This is a genomic window from Methylocaldum sp. 14B (assembly GCF_002005105.1).
Lineage (GTDB): Bacteria > Pseudomonadota > Gammaproteobacteria > Methylococcales > Methylococcaceae > Methylocaldum.
This window is the reverse complement of record NZ_MSCV01000028.1, coordinates 19,365-42,788: the sequence shown is the minus strand read 5'-3', so window position 1 is coordinate 42,788 and position 23,424 is coordinate 19,365. Positions and strand designations below refer to the sequence as shown.

At 58.7% G+C, this 23,424-nt stretch carries 18 protein-coding genes and 2 pseudogenes; 19 read left to right on the top strand and 1 reads right to left on the bottom strand.

Features of this window, described 5'->3' with window-relative positions:
* The first annotated feature begins 30 nt into the window (after positions 1-30).
* The 16 genes and pseudogenes from iscR to der all read left to right on the top strand — a co-directional run bounded on the left by iscR (position 31) and on the right by der (position 17,072).
* Positions 31-519: a Fe-S cluster assembly transcriptional regulator IscR gene (gene iscR, locus B2A78_RS18590; RefSeq protein WP_077731523.1), complete on the top strand. Its 489-nt coding sequence runs from the start codon at positions 31-33 to the stop codon at positions 517-519.
* A 12-nt stretch (positions 520-531) separates the two neighbouring features.
* Positions 532-1,692 (top strand): cysteine desulfurase family protein, encoded by a 1,161-nt coding sequence (locus B2A78_RS18585; protein WP_077731522.1) that lies wholly within the window; start codon positions 532-534, stop codon positions 1,690-1,692.
* 61 nt (positions 1,693-1,753) lie between these two features.
* Positions 1,754-2,077, top strand: coding sequence for an iron-sulfur cluster assembly accessory protein (locus B2A78_RS18580; protein WP_077731521.1), 324 nt, complete (start codon positions 1,754-1,756; stop codon positions 2,075-2,077).
* Positions 2,078-2,886: 809 nt separating this feature from the next.
* A complete protein-coding gene (locus B2A78_RS18575) occupies positions 2,887-7,386 on the top strand; it encodes an RHS repeat-associated core domain-containing protein (protein WP_077731520.1) in 4,500 nt (1,499 codons plus the stop codon).
* Positions 7,387-7,855: 469 nt separating this feature from the next.
* A pseudogene (locus B2A78_RS26925) lies at positions 7,856-8,074 on the top strand (RHS repeat-associated core domain-containing protein); the annotation flags it as partial.
* On the top strand, positions 8,060-8,488 hold the full coding sequence (locus B2A78_RS26715) for a DUF4329 domain-containing protein (protein ID WP_276205409.1): 429 nt from the start codon (positions 8,060-8,062) through the stop codon (positions 8,486-8,488). The pseudogene B2A78_RS26925 and the gene B2A78_RS26715, both read left to right, overlap by 15 nt.
* Entirely contained in the window at positions 8,485-8,808 is a 324-nt protein-coding gene (locus tag B2A78_RS18560) for a YbbC/YhhH family protein (RefSeq protein ID WP_077731517.1), read from the top strand. Before B2A78_RS26715 ends, B2A78_RS18560 begins: the two co-directional genes overlap by 4 nt.
* A 288-nt stretch (positions 8,809-9,096) precedes the next feature.
* A complete protein-coding gene (locus tag B2A78_RS18555) occupies positions 9,097-9,519 on the top strand; it encodes a hypothetical protein (RefSeq protein ID WP_077731516.1) in 423 nt (140 codons plus the stop codon).
* 323 nt (positions 9,520-9,842) lie between these two features.
* Positions 9,843-9,944: pseudogene (locus tag B2A78_RS25745) on the top strand (iron-sulfur cluster assembly protein IscA); the annotation flags it as partial.
* A 216-nt stretch (positions 9,945-10,160) separates the two neighbouring features.
* A complete protein-coding gene (ndk, locus tag B2A78_RS18550; protein ID WP_077731515.1) occupies positions 10,161-10,592 on the top strand; it encodes a nucleoside-diphosphate kinase in 432 nt (143 codons plus the stop codon).
* On the top strand, positions 10,567-11,667 hold the full coding sequence (rlmN, locus tag B2A78_RS18545) for a 23S rRNA (adenine(2503)-C(2))-methyltransferase RlmN (protein ID WP_077731514.1): 1,101 nt from the start codon (positions 10,567-10,569) through the stop codon (positions 11,665-11,667). Before ndk ends, rlmN begins: the two co-directional genes overlap by 26 nt.
* Positions 11,664-12,434, top strand: coding sequence for a type IV pilus biogenesis/stability protein PilW (gene pilW / locus B2A78_RS18540; protein ID WP_077731513.1), 771 nt, complete (start codon positions 11,664-11,666; stop codon positions 12,432-12,434). The genes rlmN and pilW overlap by 4 nt, the downstream gene beginning before the upstream one ends.
* Positions 12,435-12,474: 40 nt before the next feature.
* Entirely contained in the window at positions 12,475-13,743 is a 1,269-nt protein-coding gene (gene hisS, locus B2A78_RS18535) for a histidine--tRNA ligase (protein ID WP_077731512.1), read from the top strand.
* Between the two features lie 15 nt (positions 13,744-13,758).
* Entirely contained in the window at positions 13,759-14,406 is a 648-nt protein-coding gene (locus B2A78_RS18530) for a tetratricopeptide repeat protein (RefSeq protein ID WP_077731511.1), read from the top strand.
* Positions 14,406-15,677 carry an outer membrane protein assembly factor BamB gene (gene bamB / locus B2A78_RS18525; RefSeq protein ID WP_077731510.1) on the top strand — a complete coding sequence of 424 codons (1,272 nt, stop codon included), beginning with the start codon at positions 14,406-14,408 and terminating at the stop codon, positions 15,675-15,677. The genes B2A78_RS18530 and bamB overlap by 1 nt, the downstream gene beginning before the upstream one ends.
* A 3-nt stretch (positions 15,678-15,680) precedes the next feature.
* Positions 15,681-17,072: a ribosome biogenesis GTPase Der gene (der, locus tag B2A78_RS18520; RefSeq protein ID WP_077731509.1), complete on the top strand. Its 1,392-nt coding sequence runs from the start codon at positions 15,681-15,683 to the stop codon at positions 17,070-17,072.
* A gap of 227 nt (positions 17,073-17,299) precedes the next feature.
* On the opposite strand, the gene B2A78_RS18515 is transcribed toward der, so the two are convergent.
* Positions 17,300-19,804, bottom strand: coding sequence for an AMP-binding protein (locus tag B2A78_RS18515; protein ID WP_077731508.1), 2,505 nt, complete (start codon positions 19,802-19,804; stop codon positions 17,300-17,302).
* Between the two features lie 339 nt (positions 19,805-20,143).
* Here B2A78_RS18515 and B2A78_RS18510 point away from each other — a divergent pair, with 339 nt between their 5' ends.
* The 3 genes from B2A78_RS18510 to B2A78_RS18500 all read left to right on the top strand — a co-directional run bounded on the left by B2A78_RS18510 (position 20,144) and on the right by B2A78_RS18500 (position 23,374).
* The gene (locus B2A78_RS18510) at positions 20,144-20,524 is read left to right on the top strand and encodes an antitoxin Xre/MbcA/ParS toxin-binding domain-containing protein (RefSeq protein WP_077731507.1); all 381 of its coding nucleotides are present in this window, start codon (positions 20,144-20,146) and stop codon (positions 20,522-20,524) included.
* A 258-nt stretch (positions 20,525-20,782) separates the two neighbouring features.
* Positions 20,783-21,406, top strand: coding sequence for an RES family NAD+ phosphorylase (locus B2A78_RS18505; protein WP_077731558.1), 624 nt, complete (start codon positions 20,783-20,785; stop codon positions 21,404-21,406).
* Positions 21,407-21,742: 336 nt separating this feature from the next.
* Entirely contained in the window at positions 21,743-23,374 is a 1,632-nt protein-coding gene (locus B2A78_RS18500) for an ATP-binding protein (protein WP_156881076.1), read from the top strand.
* Positions 23,375-23,424: the final 50 nt, after the last annotated feature.

The window sequence follows — 23,424 nt, the reverse complement described above, 5'->3', positions numbered from 1 at the left end:
TATTTAGTGTGAATTTCCGGGAGTCATTCCGTGCGCTTAACGACGAAAGGCCGCTACGCCGTCACCGCCATGCTGGATCTGGCCTATCATAGCGAAAAAAGGCCGGTGACATTGACCGATATCGCCAAACGACAGCACATCTCGTTGTCCTACCTGGAGCAGTTGTTCGCGCGTTTGCGTCGGGCCGGAATGGTCGAAGGAGTGCGAGGGCCGGGCGGCGGCTATCAATTGAGCCGCGACGCCAGCCAGATCAATATCTCCGAAATCATTATCGCGGTCGACGAAACCATCGACTCGACGCGCTGCGGCGGCAAAGCCAACTGCCAGAACAATCAGCCCTGTCTCACCCATGATCTTTGGCTGGGATTGAGCGAGCAGATTCGCGACTATTTGGCCTCCATCAGCTTGCAAGACGTCTTGCAGCGCAAGAACGTGCGCCTGGTCGCCGAGCGTCAGGACAAGCAGGCGTCCGGCGTTCAGGGCATCGATATGCTGTTGCGTCGGGAAACGCATATTTAGCGTTCTGACGAAATGATCTACTTCGATCACAATGCGACCACCCCGCTGGATGAGCGGGTCTTGGACGCGATGGTGCCCTATCTGGGCGCCTTTTACGGCAATCCGTCGAGTCTTTACCGGATGGGGCGGGTCTGCCGCGGCGCGGTCGATACGGCCAGGGAGCAGGTCGCTGCCCTGGTGGGCGCGCATCCGTCCGAGGTCGTGTTTACCAGCGGCGGGACCGAAGCGAATAATTTGGCGCTAAAAGGCTTGGCCTTTTCTCGCGAGTCGGGCGTGATCGCTGCGGGCGCTACCGAGCATCCCTCGGTTTCGGAGCCTTTGGAGTTCCTGAAGGCCAGAGGCTGGCGGGTCGCAACCATTCCGGTGGACGGGAATGGTATGGCCGATGCGTCGTTTATCGAATCTTTGCCGGCCGGCGAGCTTCGATTCGCCACCCTCATGATGGCCAACAACGAAACCGGCGTGATTCAGAATATCGCGTCCATCGCCAATTGGTTCCGCGAGCGCGGCATCGTTTTTCATTGTGACGCAGTGCAGGCGGCGGGCAAGATTCCGCTCGATTTCAAAGCCTCAGGCGCTCATCTGATGTCCCTTTCCGGGCACAAGATTTACGGTCCCAAAGGCGTGGGCGCGCTGATTCTCGACAAAACCGTCATGCTAGAACCCCTGCTGCATGGCGGCGGACAGGAGCAAGGCCTACGCGGCGGCACCGAAAACGTGGCGGCCATCGTCGGTTTCGGTAAAGCGGCGGAGTTGGCTTTGTCCGAATTGGAGGGACGACGCGCTCAGCTGCTCGGTCTGCGCAAACGGCTGGAGGTCGGTTTGGAGACGATTCCCGGAGCGATCTTGTTCGCCAAACATGCGGAGCGGCTGCCCAATACTTTGCAGTTCGGCATCGACGGTTACGACGGCGAAGCCCTGGTCATGAACCTCGATCGGCAGGGCATCGCGGTGTCCAGCGGTTCAGCTTGCGCCAGCGGCGCGGGGGAGCCGAGCCCCGTGCTCATCGCCATGGGCGTTGAGCCGGAAGTTGCCAAGAGCGCGATACGCGCAAGCTTCGGCAAGAGCAACACCGAGGCGGAAGTCGACCGTTTTCTGGAGGTCTTGAAAAACCTCGTGGGCATACCCACGTCTGAGAGCCGGGGAGCGATACCGGTGATGCCGGTCATTTAAAGATTATGCCCCGAGCGTTTATAAGCTTTTTGAATCAGCGATCCGACAGAGATTACGTATTATGTCCATTACCTTAACTGAAAAAGCGGCGGAGCAAATCGCCAAGCAATTGCAAAAACGCGGCAAAGGGGTAGGGCTTCGTCTGAGCGTGAAAAAGTCCGGCTGCACCGGTTTCGCCTATGTAGTCGATTACGCCGATGCGGTGGAGCAGGGCGATGCCGTATTCGAACAGCACGGCGTGAAAGTCGTCGTGAGAGACAGCGATCTGGCTTATCTCTCGGGCGTTCAGGTGGATTATCGCCGGGAAGGAATCAACGAAGCGTTTCGATTCGACAATCCCAACGTCAAGGCGACCTGCGGCTGCGGGGAAAGTTTCGCCGTCTAAGATTCTCTCTTCAATCGGAAGAACCGATACATCGGCATCCCGGTGATCTCGTGAGGCTAGCCGTTCACCGCCTGCTCTTGGCCGGCCGCGCCTAGGCAGTGCAATGCTGGAGCCTATCTCAGTAGGCCTTTCGTCCTGAGCGTGTCGAAGGGTTTTGTGACCTACTGGGGTAGGCTCCTAGTCGGCGAGCCGCGTCCTTTTCCTTGTCGCAACTAGCGAGCAAGATTCTGCCACACCGACAAATCGGCTCATCCGGAAGACTTGCCTGTCCCGGCCGACCTTCGCGCTAGAGCATTTTCATACCTACTGTACGGGCACTCGCGAGTAGGTCGGGAATCCCTCCCAATCGCAAACGTCGCTTTAGTCGCGACCTTCCAATCGCAAACGGCGTCTTCGGGAGCGCCGAAGCCCCCCTTCCCGACACCACGTCTTGGCCGAGCGTCTTCGTCGGCAAAGGATTGCCGACCTACAAATGCTTGAATCAATTCACCCGAGCCGAAGGCGCCAACGACGTCCGCCAAGCCGGTTTTGCCGTACGAGCGCGATGAAAACGCTCTAGTCGACCTACCGTATCGTTCGGCTTTCGTGCGTGGGTGTTTCATCGGAAGCGAACGGTCGGACTCACGCATCTTCTACTCCGACGAATTCTGCCGTTCAGCTCGGCACCGGACATCGGTGATCGGGGACGTGTTTTCGTTTTTGCGACGTTGGTTACAAACCGACTCCCGAATCGCTGCTTAACTTCAGCGGCGAAGCCAGCGCCGGACGTTTCAGCGGCGACGGTAAAACACGTTTTCGGGAGATCTACGATGGAAAAACGATGGGGGGCAGGGAGACGATTCTGTGCCCTGGTTGGGAACACCACGGGAACATCGCGCATGCTCGTTTGCGCGCTGCTGGTTCTGAATCTTCTTGCGGCCGGCGCGGCCGACGCCTGCTCGCTCAGCTTCACGGCGCCGGCTCGCGGCAGCACGGTGGTGACGGCCCAGGTCGGTGTCGCCGGTACCGGCTCCGGGACCGCCAATCAGGGGGATGTCGGCCAGGTCACGGCCACCCTGAATGGCGTCCCGTTTTTCCAGCAGTCCGGCACCTTCACGACCCTCATCAACTTCCTCGGGTCCGGCGCCGCCTCGGTGACGCTCCAGCCTGGCCCCAACGTTTTCGAAGTCCACGGCAGCGTGAACGGCTGCAGCGCCTCGGACAGCATGGTGGTCTACTACGCCCCACCCCCGCCGCCGGCCCAAAAGAACGCGGGACAACCTGAGGCCTGCAACGGCACCAATCCCGTCAACGGTGCCACCGGCAACAAATTCCAGGCGGAATCCGACTATACCGGAACTGGTCGGCTGCCGCTGGAATTCAGGCGCTATTACAACAGCGCCTACCCGGAACATCGGACCCTGGGGTTACGCTGGCGCCACAGTTACGATCGCCAGTTGGCGTTGACCGCGAACGACATTTATGTCGTGCGTCCTGACGGCCGCGCCTATCGCTTTGCCAAGGTCGGCAGCGAATGGCGGCCCGACGCCGATGTCACCGATACCCTTGCCCCGCTCAGCGAGGCCGGCACGATCACGGGCTGGCGCTATTCCTTCGGCGAGGACGAGACTTCGGAATACTACGATGTCACCGGCCGATTGACCGCGATCGTCAGCCGAGAAGGGCTGGCCCAGGATTTGGCCTACGACGGCCTGGGGCGGCTTTACCATGTGACCGATCGCCTCTCGGGCCGCCAATTGCTGTTGGCGTATGACGCCCAAAATCGGCTGAGCACCGTGACCGACCCGGCCGGCAACGTCTACACCTATCAGTATGATGTGCTCGGACGCCTCGGTACGGTTCTGTATCCGGACAGCACCCCCGAGACCCTGTCGGACAACCCGAAGCGGTTGTACACCTACGAAGATATCCGGTTCCCCTATGCCTTGACCGGGATTATCGACGAAAACGGCGAACGTTTCGCGACCTTCGCCTACGACGAACAAGGCCGCGGTATCCTCACCGAACACGCCGGCGGCGCGGATAGAATGACCCTGACCTATCAGGCCGACGGCTCCAGCACCGTGACCGATCCGCTCGGAACAGCCCGGACCTACGGGTTCCAAACCATTCTGAACGTCGCCCGCAGCACCGGTGTGACCCAGCCTTGCGGCAGCGGCTGCGGTCAGCAAGCCAGTTCGGCCAGCTATGACGCCAACGGCAACGTCGTCAGCCGCACCGACTTCAAGGGAGTCACTACCACTTATCAATACGATCTCGCCCGCAACCTCGAGACCAGCCGCACCGAAGCCGTGGGGACGCCCGAAGCCCGGACGATCACCACCGAGTGGCACCCGGCTTTCCGGCTGCCGACCCGGATCACCGAGCCGGGGCGGACCACGAGTTTCGCCTACGATGCCCACGGCAACCGCCTCACCAAGACCATTACCGCGGGCGGCCAAAGCCGCACCTGGACCTACACTTATAACGACTTCGGCCAAGTCACCAGCGTCGACGGTCCCCGCACCGATGTCGGCGACGTGACGACCTTGACCTACGATGTTCAGGGCAACCTGACTTCGGTCACCAATGCCCTGGGGCACGTCACCACCTACGGCGCCTACGACGCCCACGGCCGGGTCGGTCGCATCACCGATCCCAATGGGCTCATCATCGATCTGGCCTACGACGTTCGAGGCCGGCTGATCAACCGCGCCGTGGGCGGCAAGAGCACGACGTTCGAGTATGACGGCGTCGGCCAGTTGACCAAAGTCACGCCGCCTAACGGCGCGTTTCTTGAGTACACCTACGACGCCGCCCACCGGCGGACCGATATCACCGACGCCTTAGGCAATAACATCCACACCACCTACGACCTCGCCGGCAACAAGACGAAAGAAGAGGTATTCGATCCGTCCAACACCCTGGTCCGGCAACACCAGTGGGTCTACGATACCCTCTCGCAGCTTACTCAATCCATCGGCGCCGCCGGTCAGACCACCACCTACGCCTATGACGCCAACGGCAACCGGACCAGCGTCACCGACCCCCTCAACCGGGTGACTCACTACACCTACGATGCCTTGAACCGCCGGGTCTCAGAGACTGACCCCTTAGCCGGCAGCACCGGGTACAGCTACGATGCCTTGGATCATCTTCTCGCGGTCACCGATCCCTCGAATCTCACCACCACCTACACCTATGACGGCTTTGGCGATCTCCTCCAGGAAGCGAGCCCCAACACCGGCACAGTTCTCTATAGCTACGACAGCGCCGGCAACCGGCTCACCCGACAAGATGCCACCGGTGCCACGGCGATCTCCAGCTACGATGCCCTCAACCGGCTCTTGGGCATCGACTATCCCGGTACGGTCTCGGATGTAAGCTATAGCTATGACCAGGGACCCCATGGGCTAGGCCGGTTGACCGGCCTGACCGACGGCGCTGGCGATACCGCCTACCAGTACGACGTTCGTGGCCGGCTGACGACCCAAACCGTAACGATCGATGGACTGTCGTATACCACCCGTTACGGCTACGACGACGCGGACCGTTTGGTGAGCCTGACCTACCCGTCTGGGCGGGTGATCGGTTATCCGCGGGACAACACGGGACGGATCACGGAGGTCCGGAGTACCAGTCAGGGGCAGACCGAGGTGGTAGCGACCGGCCTCAGCTATCGGCCGTTTGGTCCTCTGGCGGAGCTCACCTTCGGCAACGGTTTGATCCTGACGCGCAGCTTCGATGCCGACGGGCGCCTGACCGAGCAAACCGTGGGTACGGTGCAGCATCACGCTTACGCGTTGGACGAAGCAGACAATATCGTCGGTATCACGGACTGGCTGGACATGGGCCGCAACCAGAATTTTACCTACGATGCCCTGGACCGACTGATCGGCGCCAATGGGCGCTACGGCAGTCGCGGTTGGAGTTACGACGAGGTCGGCAACCGCCTCCTCGAAACCCGCAGCGCGGGTCAGACGGCATACCGCTATGCCCTGGATACTCATCGGCTGCTCGCGGCCGAGGGGCTGGACAACCGCAGCTTTGCTTATGACGAAGCCGGTCGCATGGTCGGCGCGGGCAGCTACCAATTCGGCTATCGTGAGGACGGCCGACTCACAACGGTCAACCAGGAGAGCCTGCCCCGGGCCGCCTACCGATACAATGGTTTGGGACAGCGCGTACAAAAAACCACCTTCCAGACTACGGGCTACCACTACGATGCGGCCGGGCACCTCATTGCCGAAAGCGGCGAAGCAGGCCAGCCCCTGCGGGAATTTGTCTATCTCGACGATCTGCCGCTGGCCTTCATCCGCTCTCCCGAGGGTCGCGAGCAGGACTTCAACCGCGACGGGGTCATCGACCGGAGCGATGTGGACATCCTACTTCAAGCCCGCAACCAGCCGGTTGGCCCCGGCGACCCCCGCGACCTCGACCGCGACCATTGGATTACCGTCCTCGACGCGCGCCGGCTGGTCTTGCGTTGCGGTTACCCGACCTGTGTCGGCGGCGCCCCACCACAAAGCGAACCCGCCGTCTATTTCGTTCAGGCCGACCACCTTGCTGCGCCGAGGCTTCTGACCGATCAAAATCAGACCGTAGCCTGGTTTTGGGACTCCGATCCTTTCGGGGGCGGTCGCCCCGAGGAAGACCCGGATGGCGATCAACAGCCCCTCACACTCAACCTGCGCTTCCCGGGCCAGTACTACGACGGCGAGTCGGGGCTACACTACAACTACTTCCGCGATTACGATCCGAGCCTCGGGCGGTATCTGGAGAGCGATCCGATCGGGCTCGTGGGTGGTCTAAATACCTATGCCTATGTCGGGAATAATCCGGTCAATTGGATTGATCCATTTGGATTAGAAGCCGGTGTAACGATCTGGCAGCCGGTTGGATGGGGCAGCTCGTCGTTCGGTCATGCATCTGCCGATGTTAACGGCACCACTTATTCTTTTGGTCCGAGCGGGATGACCAATCTTCCTACATCCGAGTATGTAGACAAAAATGGTTTTCGAGATGGCACGCGAGTAAATTTAAAGTTGCCGCCTGAGAAGGAGGCAGTATTTGAGGCGTGCCTTCGGAGATCGCAAGGTGGATATAATGCGCTAACCAATAACTGTGCATCCCCTGTGCAGCGATGTCTTCGAGAAGCGGGGTTAAATGACTTTTTTAAACATGGAGAAACAACTTTGGGCATAAATGGAAACCACGTCTTACCAGTAGATCTTGGTAATGGATTACTTTCTTCCGAAGCGGCCAATGGAACGACGAATTATCCTGCTACTCGATCAAGCGATGGGACTAGTGCTCCATGGGCAAGGTGATGATAAAGCTCATGACAAAAATTGTTGGCGTGGTTTTTATATTTCTACTCATATATCTTATTTCTCGTGCATCTTCCAGTTATAGGCACGGATACTCGTGGCGAGAAATGGACTGGAATCAAGACGGGACAACCTCAATTGCCGAGGTCATATATGGTAGTGATATTGGTAAGCGCGAGGTTATTAGAAATCAGAAAGCTTGCGTCGAATACTATGCTTACAAAGATGGCCTACCCATAAAGACAGTTTGCCCTCAATAAGCTGGATAAGCAAAGCTCGCGTAGGATGCGGTGACGCAGGAACCGCATCGTTCGAGTTTGTGATCGATGCGCCTCCTTCGTCGGCACATCCTACGCGGGCTGAAAAATTGGCAAACATCCCATCCCCATCTTTTCCGTAAAAAGGTTTATAAACAGCCGGGACTTGATACCTACCGCGCTGGTTTTGGGACTCCGACCCGTTCGGTGTCGGTCGCCCCGAGGAAGACCCGGATGGCGATCAACAGCCCCTCACACTCAACCTGCGCTTCCCGGGCCAGTACTACGACGGCGAGTCGGGGCTGCATTACAACGTCTTCCGCGATTACGATCCGAGCCTCGGGCGGTATCTGGAGAGCGATCCGATCGGGCTCGTGGGTGGTCTAAATACCTATGCCTATGTGGGGAATAACCCGCTGAATTACATCGATCCATTTGGGCTGGAACCCTACGCAGAGTATCCGAGTGCTCAAGCTGCTGGGGAGCAGGCCGTTAGGGATATTAATCCGCAATCAATTAAGGATGGCGTCGAATATGCCGGTAGGCTGTGTACTTATGCAAATGGAAGCTGTTTTTATACACCTCCCAATAAGGGTGGAAAAGATTGGTCATATGATGGGGTATGTCCCACTGGTACCAAAGCTGCCGGAAACTATCATACCCATGGCAGTTACGATAAAAGATATGACAACGAGAACTTCTCAGAGGATGACAAGAGAAATCTTGACAAAGATAATCTTCCAGGATTACTCGGCACTCCTCAAGGACAGATAAAAATGTATACACCGTTACCAAATAGCCCACTTCACGGCACCGTCCAAACAGTTGGGAGCGGAGCCAAATGAGTCAGCGGATAAGTCGTGTCTTTTTTATATTTTTTTTAATGGTAGCTGAAAGCTATAGCGTTATGGCGCAGGAACACTCCTATGTTCCTGATGAAGGTTTTATTCCCGACGAGATGACGGCCGTAGTCGTGGCGGAGGCGATTTTAAAACCGATATATGGTGTGGAAAATATTGATAGACAAAAACCTCTAAAAGCGGTCCTTAATAATACCGTTTGGGTAATAAAAGGAACGTTACCAGAAGGACTAATGGGTGGAGTGGCCATGATAGAAATATCAAAAAGAGATGCAAAAGTTATCCGAGTTAGTCACGGTGAATAATCTGCTCATTTAGCTCGCGTAGGGCGGAATAGGGTACTCCCGTATTCCGCCGCATGAATTCGGCCTTTATTCGGCGCAATACGCGAGTACGCTATTGCGCCCTACCGCGCTTTGGGCAGACCTAACGACTAAAGGGCAATGGGCTAATCATGTTAGGGATTATAGCGCTGATTATGGCCTTGGAATTCCTCTGTTATATGAGCGTGGTAAGGGCTTGACCAATGTCAATAGACTTTACAGTGGTGCAGGTGTCATAAAATCGTTCAAATAACCACCCCTTATAAAGCAATGGCGGTAAAGAAAGGTTTATTTTTCATGGTCCTGGGCCTAAAAACACGATATGGCCCGTGGTGGCTCGGCAGAAAGAAACTTTTCTATTATTTACCGCCATCGCTTGCCCAGCTAAAGGCGTTAGCCAAAGCGCGTAACGATATTGCTCTCAAGGAAAGTGACACAGGCAGCAGGGCGGAGAAGGGCACTTTAGTATTTGACCCTATGGGGGATATTCCAGGAAAACTATTTTTATCAAAAAGTCATTTGATGACAAAGAATTCCGACGAGAAGACTTTAAAATGGATGATTGAAATTGCCACGCAACTCGGCGGACGCGTTAAAGATAACCGAAATAGGACTTATCGCTCCTGTGACGATTACTATGTTGATCCCGCGGATGAAGAGGCGGCAAGGCACAATGCAAGTCTGAGCAGTTAAAGGGTGATCGTTAAATTAGATTTTTATCCAGAGCCATATGATGCGCTGAACGAGCGAAGGGGTCAGACTTTGGTTATTTGCTTTTAATTTTGAATCAGTCCACCTCCCTGCGGGAAGCAGCGACGCGTATCGCGCCGGGGGGCGTCGGTGAATCTCTGAAAGCGGGTTATGCTCTGCTAACCCACCCGCGCCGTTGATACTCCGTTGGCGCGGTCATGGAAGTCAAACAACGAAAGCCTGCGCCCTTCTCCTGTCGATTTGGGAATGATAATGATAAGTTTCCAGGGTGGCCGGAGTTCTGGCCCGGCGAGTTGAGTCTTCAACTTCGGGTGGATTATCGCCGGGAGGGGATCAACGGAGCGTTTCGCTTCGACAATCCCGACGTCAAGGCGACCTGCGGTTGCGGGGAAGGTTTCGCGGTCTAAAGGCCGGCTTCAATCTGCCGTGCGACGCCATGATGCTGCTCATGGCGTTTGAAAACGGGTTCAAGGGCCGGTATTTCTTATCATCGGCTCAATTTTCCAGTAAAATCCCAATGTTTTATCTGCCCGTATCTGGGCGGCGAACGTTTTTCCGAAAGCCGAGAACGCTCGGTTTTCATTCACTACACAACACCGGCGAATCCGAATCAAGGAGATCCAATGGCGGTCGAACGCACCTTGTCCATCATCAAACCCGACGCTGTAGCCAAGAACGTGATCGGCGAAATTTACAGCCGCTTCGAGAAAGCGGGGCTCAAAATCGTCGCGGCTAAAATGCTGCATCTTTCCCGCGAGCAAGCGGAGGGATTTTATGCGGTCCACAAGGCAAGGCCGTTCTTCAACGATCTGGTAAATTTCATGATCACCGGTCCGGTGATGGTGCAGGTCCTGGAAGGCGAAAACGCCATCGCCAAGAACCGCGAAATCATGGGCGCCACCAATCCCAAGGAAGCCGCACCCGGCACCATCCGTGCCGATTTTGCCGTCAGCATCGACGAAAACGCGGTGCATGGTTCCGACGGACCGGATACGGCGGCACAGGAAATCGCATTTTTCTTCAAAGAGAATGAGCTCTGCCCCCGCACCCGTTAATTCCGGCGAAAAGCTGAATCTCCTCGGCCTAGACCGGAAGGCGATGGAAGCCTTCTTCGTCGAGATCGGGGAAAAACCTTTTCGTGCGACGCAGTTGCTGCAATGGATACATCAGCGCGGCGTCGCCGATTTCTCGGCGATGACCAATTTGAGCAAGTCGCTGCGGATGCGGCTGGCCGAACGTTGCGAAATCCGCGTGCCGGAGATCGCCTATGCGCAGAAATCCTCGGACGGCACCTGCAAATGGTTGCTGCAACTGGATGACCAAAACCGCATCGAGACCGTCTTCATTCCCGAAGACGGGCGCGGCACCTTGTGCGTATCGTCCCAAGTGGGTTGCGCTCTGGAATGCTCGTTCTGTTCCACGGCGCGGCAGGGCTTCAATCGCAACCTGAGCGCCGCCGAGATCATCAGCCAGCTCTGGGTGGCGCGGCGCGAACTCGGCGAAGGCCGAGTGACCAACGTGGTCCTCATGGGCATGGGCGAGCCGCTGCTCAACTTCAACAATGTTGTCGCCGCCACCAGCCTGATGCTGGACGATTTCGCCTACGGGCTCTCCAAGCGCCGGGTGACGCTCAGCACCTCAGGCATCGTTCCGGCCTTGGACAGACTTGCCGAAGTGTCAGATATCGCCCTGGCCGTGTCCCTGCACGCCCCGGACGACGAATTGCGCAACGAATTGGTGCCGATCAACCAGAAGTACCCGATCAAGGAGCTTCTGGCAGCGTGCAAACGCTATGTCGGGCGAGAAAACCGCCGCAAAGTGACGTTCGAATACGTGATGCTTGACGGCATCAACGATACGCCCGCGCATGCCAGGGCCTTGATTCGCCTATTGAGTCACGTGCCATCCAAGGTCAACCTGATTCCGTTCAATCCGTTTCCGGGTTCCAATTACCGGTGCTCCGGTCCGGAAACCATACGCCGGTTCAGCGACATGCTGCACGCCGCCGGATTGATCGCGACCACCCGCAAGACTCGCGGCGACGACATCGACGCGGCCTGCGGCCAGCTGGTGGGGCGGGTGAACGACCGTACGCGCAGGCACCACCGCTTACAGGTTGTACAGTCATGAAATTCCGGGTTTTGATCGGTCCGATAGTGTGTGTGGCGCTCGCGGCCTGTGGATCATCGAAGACGCACAATACCCGTCCTAACGATCCCTATGGTTCGCTCAGCCAATCCGACATTTATGTTCGAAAGGGCATCCAATACATGGAAGCGGGCAACTACGAGGTGGCCCTACAGGATCTGACCAAGGCCGCCGAACTGGACGGACGAAACAGCGAGGCCTACAACGCGCTGGCGGTGCTCTATCAGCGGCTGGATCAGCCGGCCGACGCCGAGCGCGAGTTCAAGAAGGCCTTGTCGGCGAATTCCGAAAACTTCGGCGTCCGCAACAACTACGGCCGGTTTTTGTGCGGGCAGGGCCGGTACGCCGAAGCCATGAGCCAGTTCCGGGAAGTCATCGGTTCGAAGCTCTATAACTCGCCCTGGATCGCGCTCACCAATGCCGGGATTTGCGCCCGGTCGGCAGGTCAAAATGGGGAAGCCGAGCAGTATCTGCGTCAGGCGCTGGAATACGATCCCCGCTTTGCGCCGGCGTTGATCGAGATGGCCGAGCTGAGCCGCGAAACCGGTCAGGGCATGTCTGCGCGCGCGTTTTTGGAGCGCTATCACGCCGTGGCGGAACCGGATCCGAGATCGCTTTGGATCGGCGTCGAGACCGAAGCCGGTCTCGGCAATTTCCATGCAGCCAGAGACTATGCGAAAACCCTGCGGTCGAAATTTCCAAATACCAAGGAAGCCGTGCAGGCCAAGCGCTACATTTCGGTAGACTGACTCCCGCTTCTTAAATAACCCCACGACAACCCTTTCGACTATGGAAAAGATTCAGGCGATTCGCGGCATGCACGACATACTGCCCGATCGCACGCCGCGCTGGCAGCATGTCGAGTCGGTGGTGCGCCGTGTCATGGCGAGCTACGGCTATGAGGAAATCCGTCTGCCGTTGGTGGAAAGGACCGAACTGTTCAAGCGCTCGATCGGCGAAGTCACCGATATCGTCGAGAAAGAAATGTATACCTTCGAGGATCGCAACGGCGATTCCCTGACGCTGCGTCCGGAAGGTACCGCTGGCTGCCTGCGGGCGTGCATGGAGCACGGCCTGCTGCACAATCAGATCAACCGGCTGTGGTATGCGGGACCCATGTTCCGCCACGAGCGTCCGCAGAAGGGCCGCTATCGCCAGTTCCACCAAGTGGGTGTCGAGGCTTACGGCATGGCGAGCCCCGACATCGATGCCGAGCTGATTTTGCTGAGCTCCAGGCTGTGGCGGGAACTCGGCATCGCGCACAAGCTCGAACTGCAAATCAATACCCTGGGAACGGCCGAAGAGCGGCACGGTTATCGCGCCAAGCTGGTGGATTACTTCCGTGCGCACTATGGGAAGCTCGACGAAGACAGCCAGAGGCGCTTGGAATCCAATCCCTTGCGCATTCTGGACAGCAAGAATCCGGATATGCGCGAGCTGATCCAGGCGGCGCCGGTTTTAACGCACGAACTGGGCGAGGAATCCAAAACACATTTCCAGCGATTGAGGGAGCTTCTCGACGAAGCCGGTATTGCTTATTCCGTGAATCCCACGCTGGTGCGCGGCCTCGATTATTATTGCCGCACCGTTTTCGAGTGGGTCACCCACGAACTGGGCGCTCAGGGGACGGTTTGCGCCGGCGGACGTTACGACGGCCTGATCGAACAATTGGGCGGAAAAGGTTCCGCCGCAACCGGATTCGCTCTCGGCATGGAGCGCCTGATCGAGCTACTGGAATCCCCGGAAAAACTGGATGCCGCGGCGCTGCCCCATGCTTATCTGATCCGCGTGGGCGAACACGCCGAACGCAAGGGCGCCGTGCTGGCCGAGGCTTTGCGCGATGCCCTGCCGAACTTGAGGCTGGTGGTGAATTGCGGCGGCGGCAGTTTCAAGAGCCAATTCAAACGGGCGGACAAAAGCGGCGCAATACTGGCGCTGATCATGGGTGAAGATGAGGCGCGAGATCAGCTGATCGGCATCAAATACTTACGCACCGAGGCCGGCCAGACGACCCTTTCGCAATCCGAGCTGATCCCCTTTTTGCAAGCACTCATTTAACGCGACGAGGTTCGAGTGGAAACGTATTTGACAGAAGAAGAGCGCTTAGAAGCGCTCCAGCGGTGGTGGAAAGAAAATCGGCAATCGCTGATTCTCGGTGTTCTTCTGGGCGTCGCGCTCATCATCGGCTGGAACATGTGGCAGGGCAATGTGCGCAGCCAAAACGAGCAGGCTTCCAATCTTTATCTGCAAATGCTGAAGGCGTCGGAAACCAAGCAAACGGAACCCGCGATCAAATTGGGCGAGCGGGTCATCGCCACGTACCCGTCGAGCGCCTATGCCGATTACGCCCGGTTGCTGCTCGCCAAGCTCAAGGTCGATTCCAATGATTTGCCTGGCGCGAAGGCCGTTCTGGAAGAGACGCTTGCAAAAACCAAGGACGAAAACTTCAAGCATATCGCAAGGCTCCGTCTCGCCCAGGTGATGCTGGCTTCGGGAGAAACCGGTCCGGCACTGAGCCTTTTGGAGCCGTTGACCGCGGAACAGATGGGCAAGTTTGCGGGTCTTTACCAAGAGCTCAAAGGCGATCTGTACGCGGCCGCCAACCGGCCCGACGAAGCCCGTAGAGCTTACGAAGCCGCGAAAGAATTCGGCGAAGCTTCCCCGCTGCTGGAGCTGAAGCTTAACGATCTACCGGCCGCGCCGAAACCAGCCGGGTCCTGATGCGCCGTTTTCTGGTCTTGTTTTTGTGCGGTCTGCTGCTGACCGGCTGTAGTGCGCTTGGTCCACTGAAAGAAGCAGCCTCCGGTATAGGAGAGTACTTCGGAGCTTCGGATAATGCCGACCCGCCCGCGGAGCTCAAAGATTTCGAGCCCGCGGTCAAGATGACGGTGCTTTGGGATGTCGATATCGGCAAAGGTTATGCCGAGCAATATGTGAACCTGGTTCCCGCCGTCACCGAAGACAAGATTTTCGCGGCCGACCGCAAGGGCGAAGTTCAGGCGCGCAGCCGTCTCAACGGCGACAAGCTGTGGTCCGTGGATATTGAGCTGGCCGTTTCCGCCGGACCCGTGGCGGGTGAGGGCAAGCTCATACTCGGCACCAGCAACGCCGAGATCGTGGCGCTGAATGACGGCGACGGTTCGGTGCTTTGGAAAACCAACGTGTCCAGCGAGATTCTCGCCTTGCCGCGCGTCGAAGGCGACACGGTGGTGATACGGAGCAGCGACGGGCGCATTACCGCGCTCGACGAAAATACCGGTGGGACGCGCTGGTACCATGACCGGACGATACCGGCACTTTCGATTCGCAGCCGTGGTTCGCCGACAATCGCAGACGATTTCGTGCTGGACGGTTATGGCAGCGGCAAGCTGATCGCCCTGAATTTGACTGACGGCAAACCGGAATGGGAGGCGACGATTGCGTTGCCCCACGGTCGCTCCGAAATAGAGCGTTTGGTCGATATGGATTCCGATCCGATCGTGAAAGGAGACACCATCTACGTGACGGGTTATCAAGGCGGCGTGGCCGCCGTATCGTTAAAAGACGGCGACGTGCTCTGGCGCCAGGCCGAACTATCTTCTTACACCGGCATGGCGGCGGCCCGCCGCTCGCTGTTCGTAACCGACGCCAGCAGCGATGTTTGGCAATTGGACGTGCGCAATGGCGCCGATCTGTGGAAACAGGACGAGTTGCACTTCCGGCGTTTGACGGCTCCCGCTTTGGTCAAGGACTATGTCGTGGTAGGTGATTTCGAGGGCTATCTCCATCTGCTTTCCCAGGAGGATGGCAGCTTGGTGGGCCGGGTCAGGGTGGACAAGAGCCCAATCGCGGCGACGCCAGTCGTGTTCGACGACGTCATCTACGTTTATACCAGCGGCGGCACCTTGGCCGCCATCGCGGTGGAAGGGTCATCCGGGAACTCCCCGGATGACCGTTTGCGATTGGAAGGGGCATCCGGGCGCTCCCCGGATGACCGTTTGCGATTGGAGTAGTTTATGTTGCCCGTGGTCGCCCTGGTGGGCCGCCCTAATGTAGGCAAGTCCACCCTATTCAATTATCTGACCCGGACCCGCGACGCGCTCGTGGCGGATTTCCCTGGCTTGACCCGAGACCGGCAATACGGCCGGGTAAGGCGCGGTCAAAAGGACTATTTCGTGGTCGACACCGGCGGTATCGTCGAGACCGAACTCGGCATCGACGAACAGGCTATGCGCCAGGTTAGTTATGCGCTGGAGGAAGCGGACCTGATCCTGCTGCTGGTCGACGCCCGTCACGGCCTCAATGCCGGCGACGAAGCCATTGCCGAACGCTTGCGCAAGACCGGAAAGCCCGTTCTTCTGGTGGTGAACAAGATCGACCGGGCGGATTTGGCGGTCGTGGCGGGCGAGTTCTACGCTCTCGGCCTCGGTGAGCCCCACCCCATCTCGGCGTCCCATGCGATCGGAATCGATACGCTGCTGGACGAGCTGGAAGCCAAGTTGCCGGCTCCGGAAGAGCCGGAAATGACTGAAGAATCGCCCGGCATTCGCATCGCCGTGGTGGGGCGTCCCAATGTCGGCAAATCGACCTTGGTGAATCGCATTCTGGGAGAGGAGCGGGTAGTCGTCTACGATCAGCCCGGAACGACGCGGGACAGCGTCTACATTCCCTTCGAGCGTCACGGCAAAGCCTATACCCTGATCGATACCGCCGGCATCCGCCGCCGCGGGCGGGTCTCGGAAACCATCGAAAAGTTCAGCGTCATCAAGGCCCTGCAAGCGATCGAAACGGCCCACGTGGTGATTTTCCTGATCGATGCGCGCGAAGGCGTGACCGATCAGGACGCCAATCTCCTGGGCATGGTTCTGGAAATCGGCCGCGGGCTCATCATCGGCCTGAACAAGTGGGATGGGCTCAGTCCGGACCAGAAAGACAACGTGCGGCGCCAGATCGATTTGAAACTGCCGTTCCTTGATTTCGCGGAAAAGCATTACATCTCAGCACTGCACGGCACGGGCGTGGGCAATCTGCTGGATACGGTGGAAGCCATTTACGAGGCTTCGACGCGGGATTTGTCCGCTTCGCGGCTAACCAAAATCCTTCAGGACGCCCTGGTCGCGCACCAGCCGCCCTTGGTCCGCGGCCGGCGCATCAAGCTCAAATACGCCCATCAGGGCGGTCAGAATCCGCCGGTCATCGTGATCCACGGCAATCAAACGGAAGAAGTGCCGGGGGCGTACAAACGCTACCTGATCAACGTCTTCCGGGATACCTTGGACATACAGGGAACGCCGATCAAGCTCGAGTTCCGGAGCAGCGAGAATCCGTTCAAGGGCAAACGCAACATTCTTTCCGCCCGCCAGGTTCGAAAGCGTCGGCGCCTGATCAGGCACAAGAAAAAGACCTGACAGTGCTTCGGATAGAGCATTTTTGGTCTGCGGTAGCGCCCGCTCGCAAACGGCTGCTTTATTCGCGAGCCTTTCCGCGATCCAGCGGGTTTGTCGGCAAGGGATTGCCGACCTACGAGCCTGGGCCGTCTGGTAGGTCGGGAATCCTTTCCCGACATCTTGGTTTGGGTCAAACGATGTCGGGGACAAGGACTCATCGCCGGGAGCCGGTGCCGGAAACGTTGCGCTTATTCCGGCCTACGACGAGCTGATTCGCGGTTTTCCCGATCTTCAAGTAAATGTCGCAGATGCGATTCGATACTCGCAGTCGCGTCGGCGTATTCCTGTCCTGCCAAATTCAAGGGCTTTCCGAAGCGGACGCTCACTTGATCCCGCCTCTTCGGCACGAGGGTGTCGGGAGGGAGGATTTTCTCGGTGCCTTGAATGACGAGCGGTACGACGGGGACGCCCATTTCGACGGCGACCACGCCGGTGCCGCCCTTCAAATCGAGCAGCGGCCGTTCGGACCGATTCAGCCCTCCCTCGGGGAAAATCAGAACGTTCCAGCCGTCGTCGAGCATGCGGCCGATATAATCGAGCCCCGGCCGGATGTTTTCGTGGGTTCCGGTGGGAAACGGGAAGGCATTGAACGCGAGTTCCGCCAGCGGCGCGAACCAAGGGTATTTGCCGTAGAGAACCTCGGTGCCGGCCGCGATGCCGAGGCGCGAGCGAATAACTTCTGGAATCGTCCAGGTCGCGATGACCGGATCGAGAAAACTGCGGTGATTCGCCATGAACAGCACCGGTCCCTGAAGATTCGTCAGGTTTTCCTCGCCGCTTATGCGCAAGCGGCAGAAGATCGAAAGCCACCAGCGGAAGACAACCTGATTTACCGCGGGCCGCAATCGGCCGGCCCAAGCCGAGTTCGACCAGCGTGGATAACGCCCCAACTGGGGCATTCGTCCCTTTTGGCCTTGCACAAGCGCGTCCAAATCGGCGACCGTGAGTTCCGGCGTGATCTGCATTTCCTCGATATAAACCCCGAATTCGTCCTCGATCCGCGAGACCAGCTCGATTCGCAGCAGAGAATCCAGGTTCAGGTCGGCTACGATCCGCGTCGAATCGTCGATTTCTCCGATCTCCGTTTGCGTCACCTCGACCAAGAGCCGCTTGAGCGGCGTGATCCGCCCGCCTTGAGACGGCCGGCCGGCCGGTTCGCTGCCGAGTCTTTTGATGACTTCCTCTTTTTTAACCTTGCGCGTGACCGAACGCGGGAAATCGGGCTCGGGCCAAACAGACCAGCTCGTGATTTGCTGGTGCGGCGCCAAATGCCGGTTGGCTTCGGCCACGGCGCCGGCGGCTCGGTTCGGCTCACAGAGCAGCGCGGCATGAACGACGGTCCGGCCGTTCCTCGGCAAGCCCACTACGGCGCTGTCGATGACGCCGGGAACCCGGCTCAGTTCGGCTTCCAGATCCTCGGGAAAGACGTTTTCGCCGCTCGGCCCCAGGATCATGTATTTCTTGCGTCCGAAGACGTACAGGAATCCGTCCTCGTCGAAGCGTCCGGCATCGTCGGTCTTGAACCAGCCGTGGTCCAGAACGGCCTCGGTGCGTTGAGCATCCCGATAGTACCCCTGCATCACGATCGGGCCTCGGACCAGGATTTCGTTGTCCGGAGCCAACCTGACCTCGACCCCGTCCAGAGGCTTTCCGACCGATCCCGCGCGATGGGCGGTGGAGGTGTTGGTACTGACGACCGGGCTCGTCTCGGTGAGTCCGTAACCCTGCAAGACTTCGAAGCCCAGGTTCCACCATTTGTCCTCGATCGTCGGATCGAGCGGAGCGCCGCCGCAAACGATGGTCCGGAGTGTCCGGGAGATGCGGGAACGGATGCGGTCGCGCAGCGCGCGCCGGAGGAAACCGGGGATTCGGCCCAGCCGGCTTTCCAGACGATCCATCATGGTCTTGAGCACTTCGGGCACCACGACCAGATGAGTCGCCGGCGTGTAGGTCAATGCTTCCCGAATGGCGCGGGTCGTCGGGGCGGCGATATAGGTGACCGAGCATCCGCTGTACAGCGAGCACAGGAGGCTCGTCATTTGACCGAACACGTGAAACAAGGGGAGCAAGGTGAGGATATGATCGTCGGGCGTCAAGGGCACCGCTTTCATCACGGCGTCGAGATCGGCCAGGAGATTTCCGTGAGAGAGCATGACGCCTTTCGGATCGCCGGTCGTTCCCGAGGTGTAGATGATTTCGGCGAGCCCGCCGGAGTTCTCGAAGACGGCTTTGTCCCGCATGGCCGCGGCTTCGTTCGCCGAGTAGGACGAGTCGGCCGTCGGCAAGCACGGCACGGCCTCGTCGGGCCAGGCGAGCGAGGGGGATAGCAGGGCCAGCTTAGGCTCGGCGGATTTGCTGATCCGGTCGATCTGATCCGGAGTGCTTTTCGGATTCAGAGGCACCACCACGCCGCCGCGGGCCAGGATGGCGAAGAAGGCCGCAACCCAGTGTGGCGAATTTTCCGCGCAGAGAGCGACCCGATCGCCCGTTCCGATGCCGTGTGCGGCCAGCGTTTGTGCCAATCCGAACACGCGCTCGCCGAGCATGTCGTAACTCCAGCGAATGGTGCGGTATCTTGGCCTATAGCGAACAGCTTCCCGAGATCCGTGACGCCGGGTTTGCCGTTCGAAGAACGCGGCTAGCGAGTCATCGGGATGCCGGCCTTCTTGAGCTAGGAGGGTGTTTTTCTTCATGTCGGTTTGGGGCGGTCGGTCTTTTTCACGTCCTCGTCGGCTGGATCGCGACTTCGAAACTCATCAAGCCCTTTCGTATAGGTTTGACCACACCTTCCGGCCGATTACGCACGCTTGCTTTCATGTTCGACCTTCGGAACGGAGAGCCGAGCTTAGGATTGTCCGCCAACCGAATATTTTTCGCATCGAGAAAGTGGATCAGGAGTGATGGATCGACGAAATAATCGTCTCGGTAGATCTGGCGTGCATCCGGCTGTTAACGGATATTCACACGGTGTGTTTTATGATAGGGTTATTCAGTAGAATAAACACGTTGGCAAGCAAGCGAGGAAAGACCCCATGACACACCCAGCTTCAGCCCCCGCCACAGACCGCTCGCGCGTCCTCACCGGAGCAGTGATCGAGGCCGCTCGCCGCCTGGGATTGGGGCCCAGCGATCTGAAAAGCATTATCGGCGCCAGCCAACCGACCGCGTCCCGGCTGTTGAACGGCCGATACGCTCTTCCGGAAGGCGGCAAACCCTGGGAGCTGGCCGCCCATTTCGTGCGCCTGTATCGTTCCCTGTCATCGCTGGTCGGCGGCGACGACGAACTGGCCCGAAGCTGGCTGAAATCGGCCAACCGCGCTTTCGACGGACAGCGGCCGTTGGAGGTCATCAAGCGGGTCGACGGCCTGATTCATGCCTGTGAGTACTTGGATTCTCACCGTGCTCACGTCTAAGAGGTTGTGAAAAAGCCTACTGCGCGGCCCGAGTCCGCACCTGCGATGCTCAACGTACACTCTCGTACGCCTCCGCTTGTCATGCCGGACCTCTCTGTCCGGCACCCTATGGGCGGCACCCGCCGTGCAAATCAGCCCTCCTGCCGATTTGTCGGCACGGACTCGGGCCGCTCGCGACGGTTTTTCACAACCTCCGAGCTCCGCCCCTGGCGGGGCAGCGGCTGGCGGGCAGTCGAGGCGCAGCATCGGGTTGCCACCATGCACCTCGCTTCGGGCAATCTGGACGATCAGACATTGCTGGAAGACATCCTCGACGAGGCCAAGCCGCGCCTGCCCGCTGACGCCCAAGGCTTGCACTGGCTGCTGGCGACGCCGTTCCGCTATTGGCCGCTGCCGGGCGGTTCGCGATTTCGCCGGCGCACCGACCCCGGCGTTTTTTACGGCGCCGAGGATCGCCGAACGGCCACAGCCGAATGCGGCTACTGGCGGTTGCGGTTCTGGCTGGACAGCGAAGGCCTGTCAGGCCGTCCGGCGAGCGTCGAGCTGACTCTGTTCGAATTTCATGCCGCCGCCGATAAGGCTATCGACCTTTCGAAGCCGCCCCTGGTGTCCCATCGGGAGACCTGGACGCATCCTTCCGATTACGCCGGCACGCAGCTGCTGGCGGAACAGGCACGGGAAGCCTGGGTCGGCCTGATTCGTTACGAATCGGTGCGCGCGCCGGGCGGCTTCTGCCTGGCCGTGCTGAATCCCCAACCCTTCAAATCGGTAAAGGAGCCGTACCGCAACAATCAGCAAACCTGGACCTTATTGATCCAGCCGCCGCGCCGTATCGTGCTGCAGCGCCAGTTGGACCGGGAAAGCTGGGCTTTCGAGTTCTGACGGGCAGGAAAAAAAGAAAACATTGTCCGAAAAAAATGGTCGAACTTGCGGATTCTTGCCATTCAGTTATCAATAAATACCGATGCGTTCGGTTTCGATTCCAGATTAAAGGAACACGATAAACCTTCCGGGCGGCGAGAGCGCGATACGACCGACCCTTGGGATCTCTTCGCGATCGCGTGATAAGGTTTACACGCGGGCCTAAATCGAAGTTTTGTTTACGTCTGTGAAGTTGAGCGTCATGCGCCCCTAATCCCTCTCGTTCTTGCCATCGGGCCAGAATGGTGAGAAAGGCCACAAGCCTGCCTTGTTTCACTGTGACATGATTTCGTATCAATGATTAATACGCCCTTAGCCCCAATCCCCGACAAGGCAAAATCCGCGTTACTGGACTTATATCGCCACGCTCTCGACGCAGACGAACCTAGATTGTACTCCGCGGCTATCGAGGCGGCGGTCGCAGTGACGGACAGTGAAGTCGGCTACTTCCATCTGGTCAATGAAGACCAGGTGACTATCGAACTGGGAACCTGGTCGGCCGCAACCCTTCGCCAGTGCCAAGCGGTATATCAACGCCATTACCCGATAAGCACCGCCGGTATTTGGGCCGACTGCGCCCGCCATCGCAGGCCCTACGTTCACAACGATTACCAGGGGCTCAGTCGCAAGCAGGGCTATCCGGAAGGTCATGTCCATCTGGTGCGCCATTTGGGGGTGCCGGTCGTATACGATGATCGCGTGGTGCTGCTGGTCGGTGTCGGCAACAAGACAGTCGACTACGATAACGAGGATCTCGCATCCCTCCAGGCGATCGCGGATCATGCCTGGTTCCTGATTCGTCGATTCCGCCAGCGAGTCGCGTTGCAACTGTCCGAGGAGCAACTTCGGGATCTCCAAGCGCTAGCTGCCATTTGCGTCTGGCAGTGGGACCCGGTGGATCAGAAGCTCTTGTGCGACGGAAACATCCGCCGCATTTTTGCCGTGGATCCTTTAAGCGACTTTCCGTGCAATCTTGAGGGATTGCTGCAGTTCATCGACCCTCAGGATCATGCAGCTGTGCTCGACGTGCTGCACACCGCATCCGCCGATTCGGCTTTTGACCTGGAACTGCAGGGCACTCGTGCCGACGGAATTTTCGTAACTTTACACTTCCGGGGCGCGGCTTACCCGCGCTCCCAAGGCCGCGGCATCATTCTGCGCGGCATCCTCCAGGACATTACCGAGATCAAACGCGCGGAGGAAGCGTTACGCGAGGCCGACCGCCGGAAGGACGAGTTCCTCGCCATGCTGGCCCACGAGCTCCGCAACCCTCTGGCGCCGATCCGCAACGCCGTTCAAATCATGCGCAAATTGGGAACGGAGGATCCCAAGCTTCAGTGGACGCGGGATGTTATCGATCGGCAGGTCGAGCATTTGGCCCGGCTGGTGGACGATCTCTTGGACGTATCCCGCATCACCCGCGGCAAGATCGAACTGCGCAGGGAATTGCTGGTAGTGGCCGATATCGTGCAGCGCGCGGTAGAAACCAGCCGTCCCCTGATCGACGCGCGCCGGCACGAACTCCGCGTGCAACTGCCTTCGGAAACTATCCACGTCGAAGGCGACTTCGTGCGGCTGGCGCAGGTGGTCTCGAATCTGCTCAACAATGCCGCCAAGTACACCGATGAGGGAGGGCAAATCCGGCTGAGCGTCGAACGCGAAGGCGACGAGGTCGCCATCCGGGTCCGCGATAACGGGCGCGGCATCGATCCGGCGGCGTTGTGTCATCTGTTCGATCTCTTTTATCAGGTGGACCGGACTCTCGACCGCACCGAAGGGGGCTTGGGGATCGGCCTATCGCTGGTCGAAAGTCTGGTGGCGATGCACGGCGGCACCATACAAGCATTTAGCGAGGGCCGGGGAAAGGGTAGCGAATTCGTTGTCCGACTGCCGATCAGCGAGATCGGTGATTCGGCGAAGCCGGGTTGAACTGCTTGACCTTGCGTTCGGTCACAAAGCTAACAGACTTGGCGTCAGGG

Coding starts and splice junctions, on each gene's coding strand:
- B2A78_RS18585 (WP_077731522.1), top strand. CDS start 532: ATGATCTACTTCGATCACAATGCGACCACCCCGCTGGATGAGCGGGTC.
- B2A78_RS18580 (WP_077731521.1), top strand. CDS start 1,754: ATGTCCATTACCTTAACTGAAAAAGCGGCGGAGCAAATCGCCAAGCAA.
- B2A78_RS18575 (WP_077731520.1), top strand. CDS start 2,887: ATGGAAAAACGATGGGGGGCAGGGAGACGATTCTGTGCCCTGGTTGGG.
- B2A78_RS18560 (WP_077731517.1), top strand. CDS start 8,485: ATGAGTCAGCGGATAAGTCGTGTCTTTTTTATATTTTTTTTAATGGTA.
- B2A78_RS18555 (WP_077731516.1), top strand. CDS start 9,097: ATGGCGGTAAAGAAAGGTTTATTTTTCATGGTCCTGGGCCTAAAAACA.
- ndk (WP_077731515.1), top strand. CDS start 10,161: ATGGCGGTCGAACGCACCTTGTCCATCATCAAACCCGACGCTGTAGCC.
- rlmN (WP_077731514.1), top strand. CDS start 10,567: ATGAGCTCTGCCCCCGCACCCGTTAATTCCGGCGAAAAGCTGAATCTC.
- pilW (WP_077731513.1), top strand. CDS start 11,664: ATGAAATTCCGGGTTTTGATCGGTCCGATAGTGTGTGTGGCGCTCGCG.
- hisS (WP_077731512.1), top strand. CDS start 12,475: ATGGAAAAGATTCAGGCGATTCGCGGCATGCACGACATACTGCCCGAT.
- bamB (WP_077731510.1), top strand. CDS start 14,406: ATGCGCCGTTTTCTGGTCTTGTTTTTGTGCGGTCTGCTGCTGACCGGC.
- der (WP_077731509.1), top strand. CDS start 15,681: ATGTTGCCCGTGGTCGCCCTGGTGGGCCGCCCTAATGTAGGCAAGTCC.
- B2A78_RS18515 (WP_077731508.1), bottom strand. CDS start 19,804: ATGAAGAAAAACACCCTCCTAGCTCAAGAAGGCCGGCATCCCGATGAC.
- B2A78_RS18510 (WP_077731507.1), top strand. CDS start 20,144: ATGACACACCCAGCTTCAGCCCCCGCCACAGACCGCTCGCGCGTCCTC.
- B2A78_RS18505 (WP_077731558.1), top strand. CDS start 20,783: ATGCACCTCGCTTCGGGCAATCTGGACGATCAGACATTGCTGGAAGAC.
- B2A78_RS18500 (WP_156881076.1), top strand. CDS start 21,743: ATGATTAATACGCCCTTAGCCCCAATCCCCGACAAGGCAAAATCCGCG.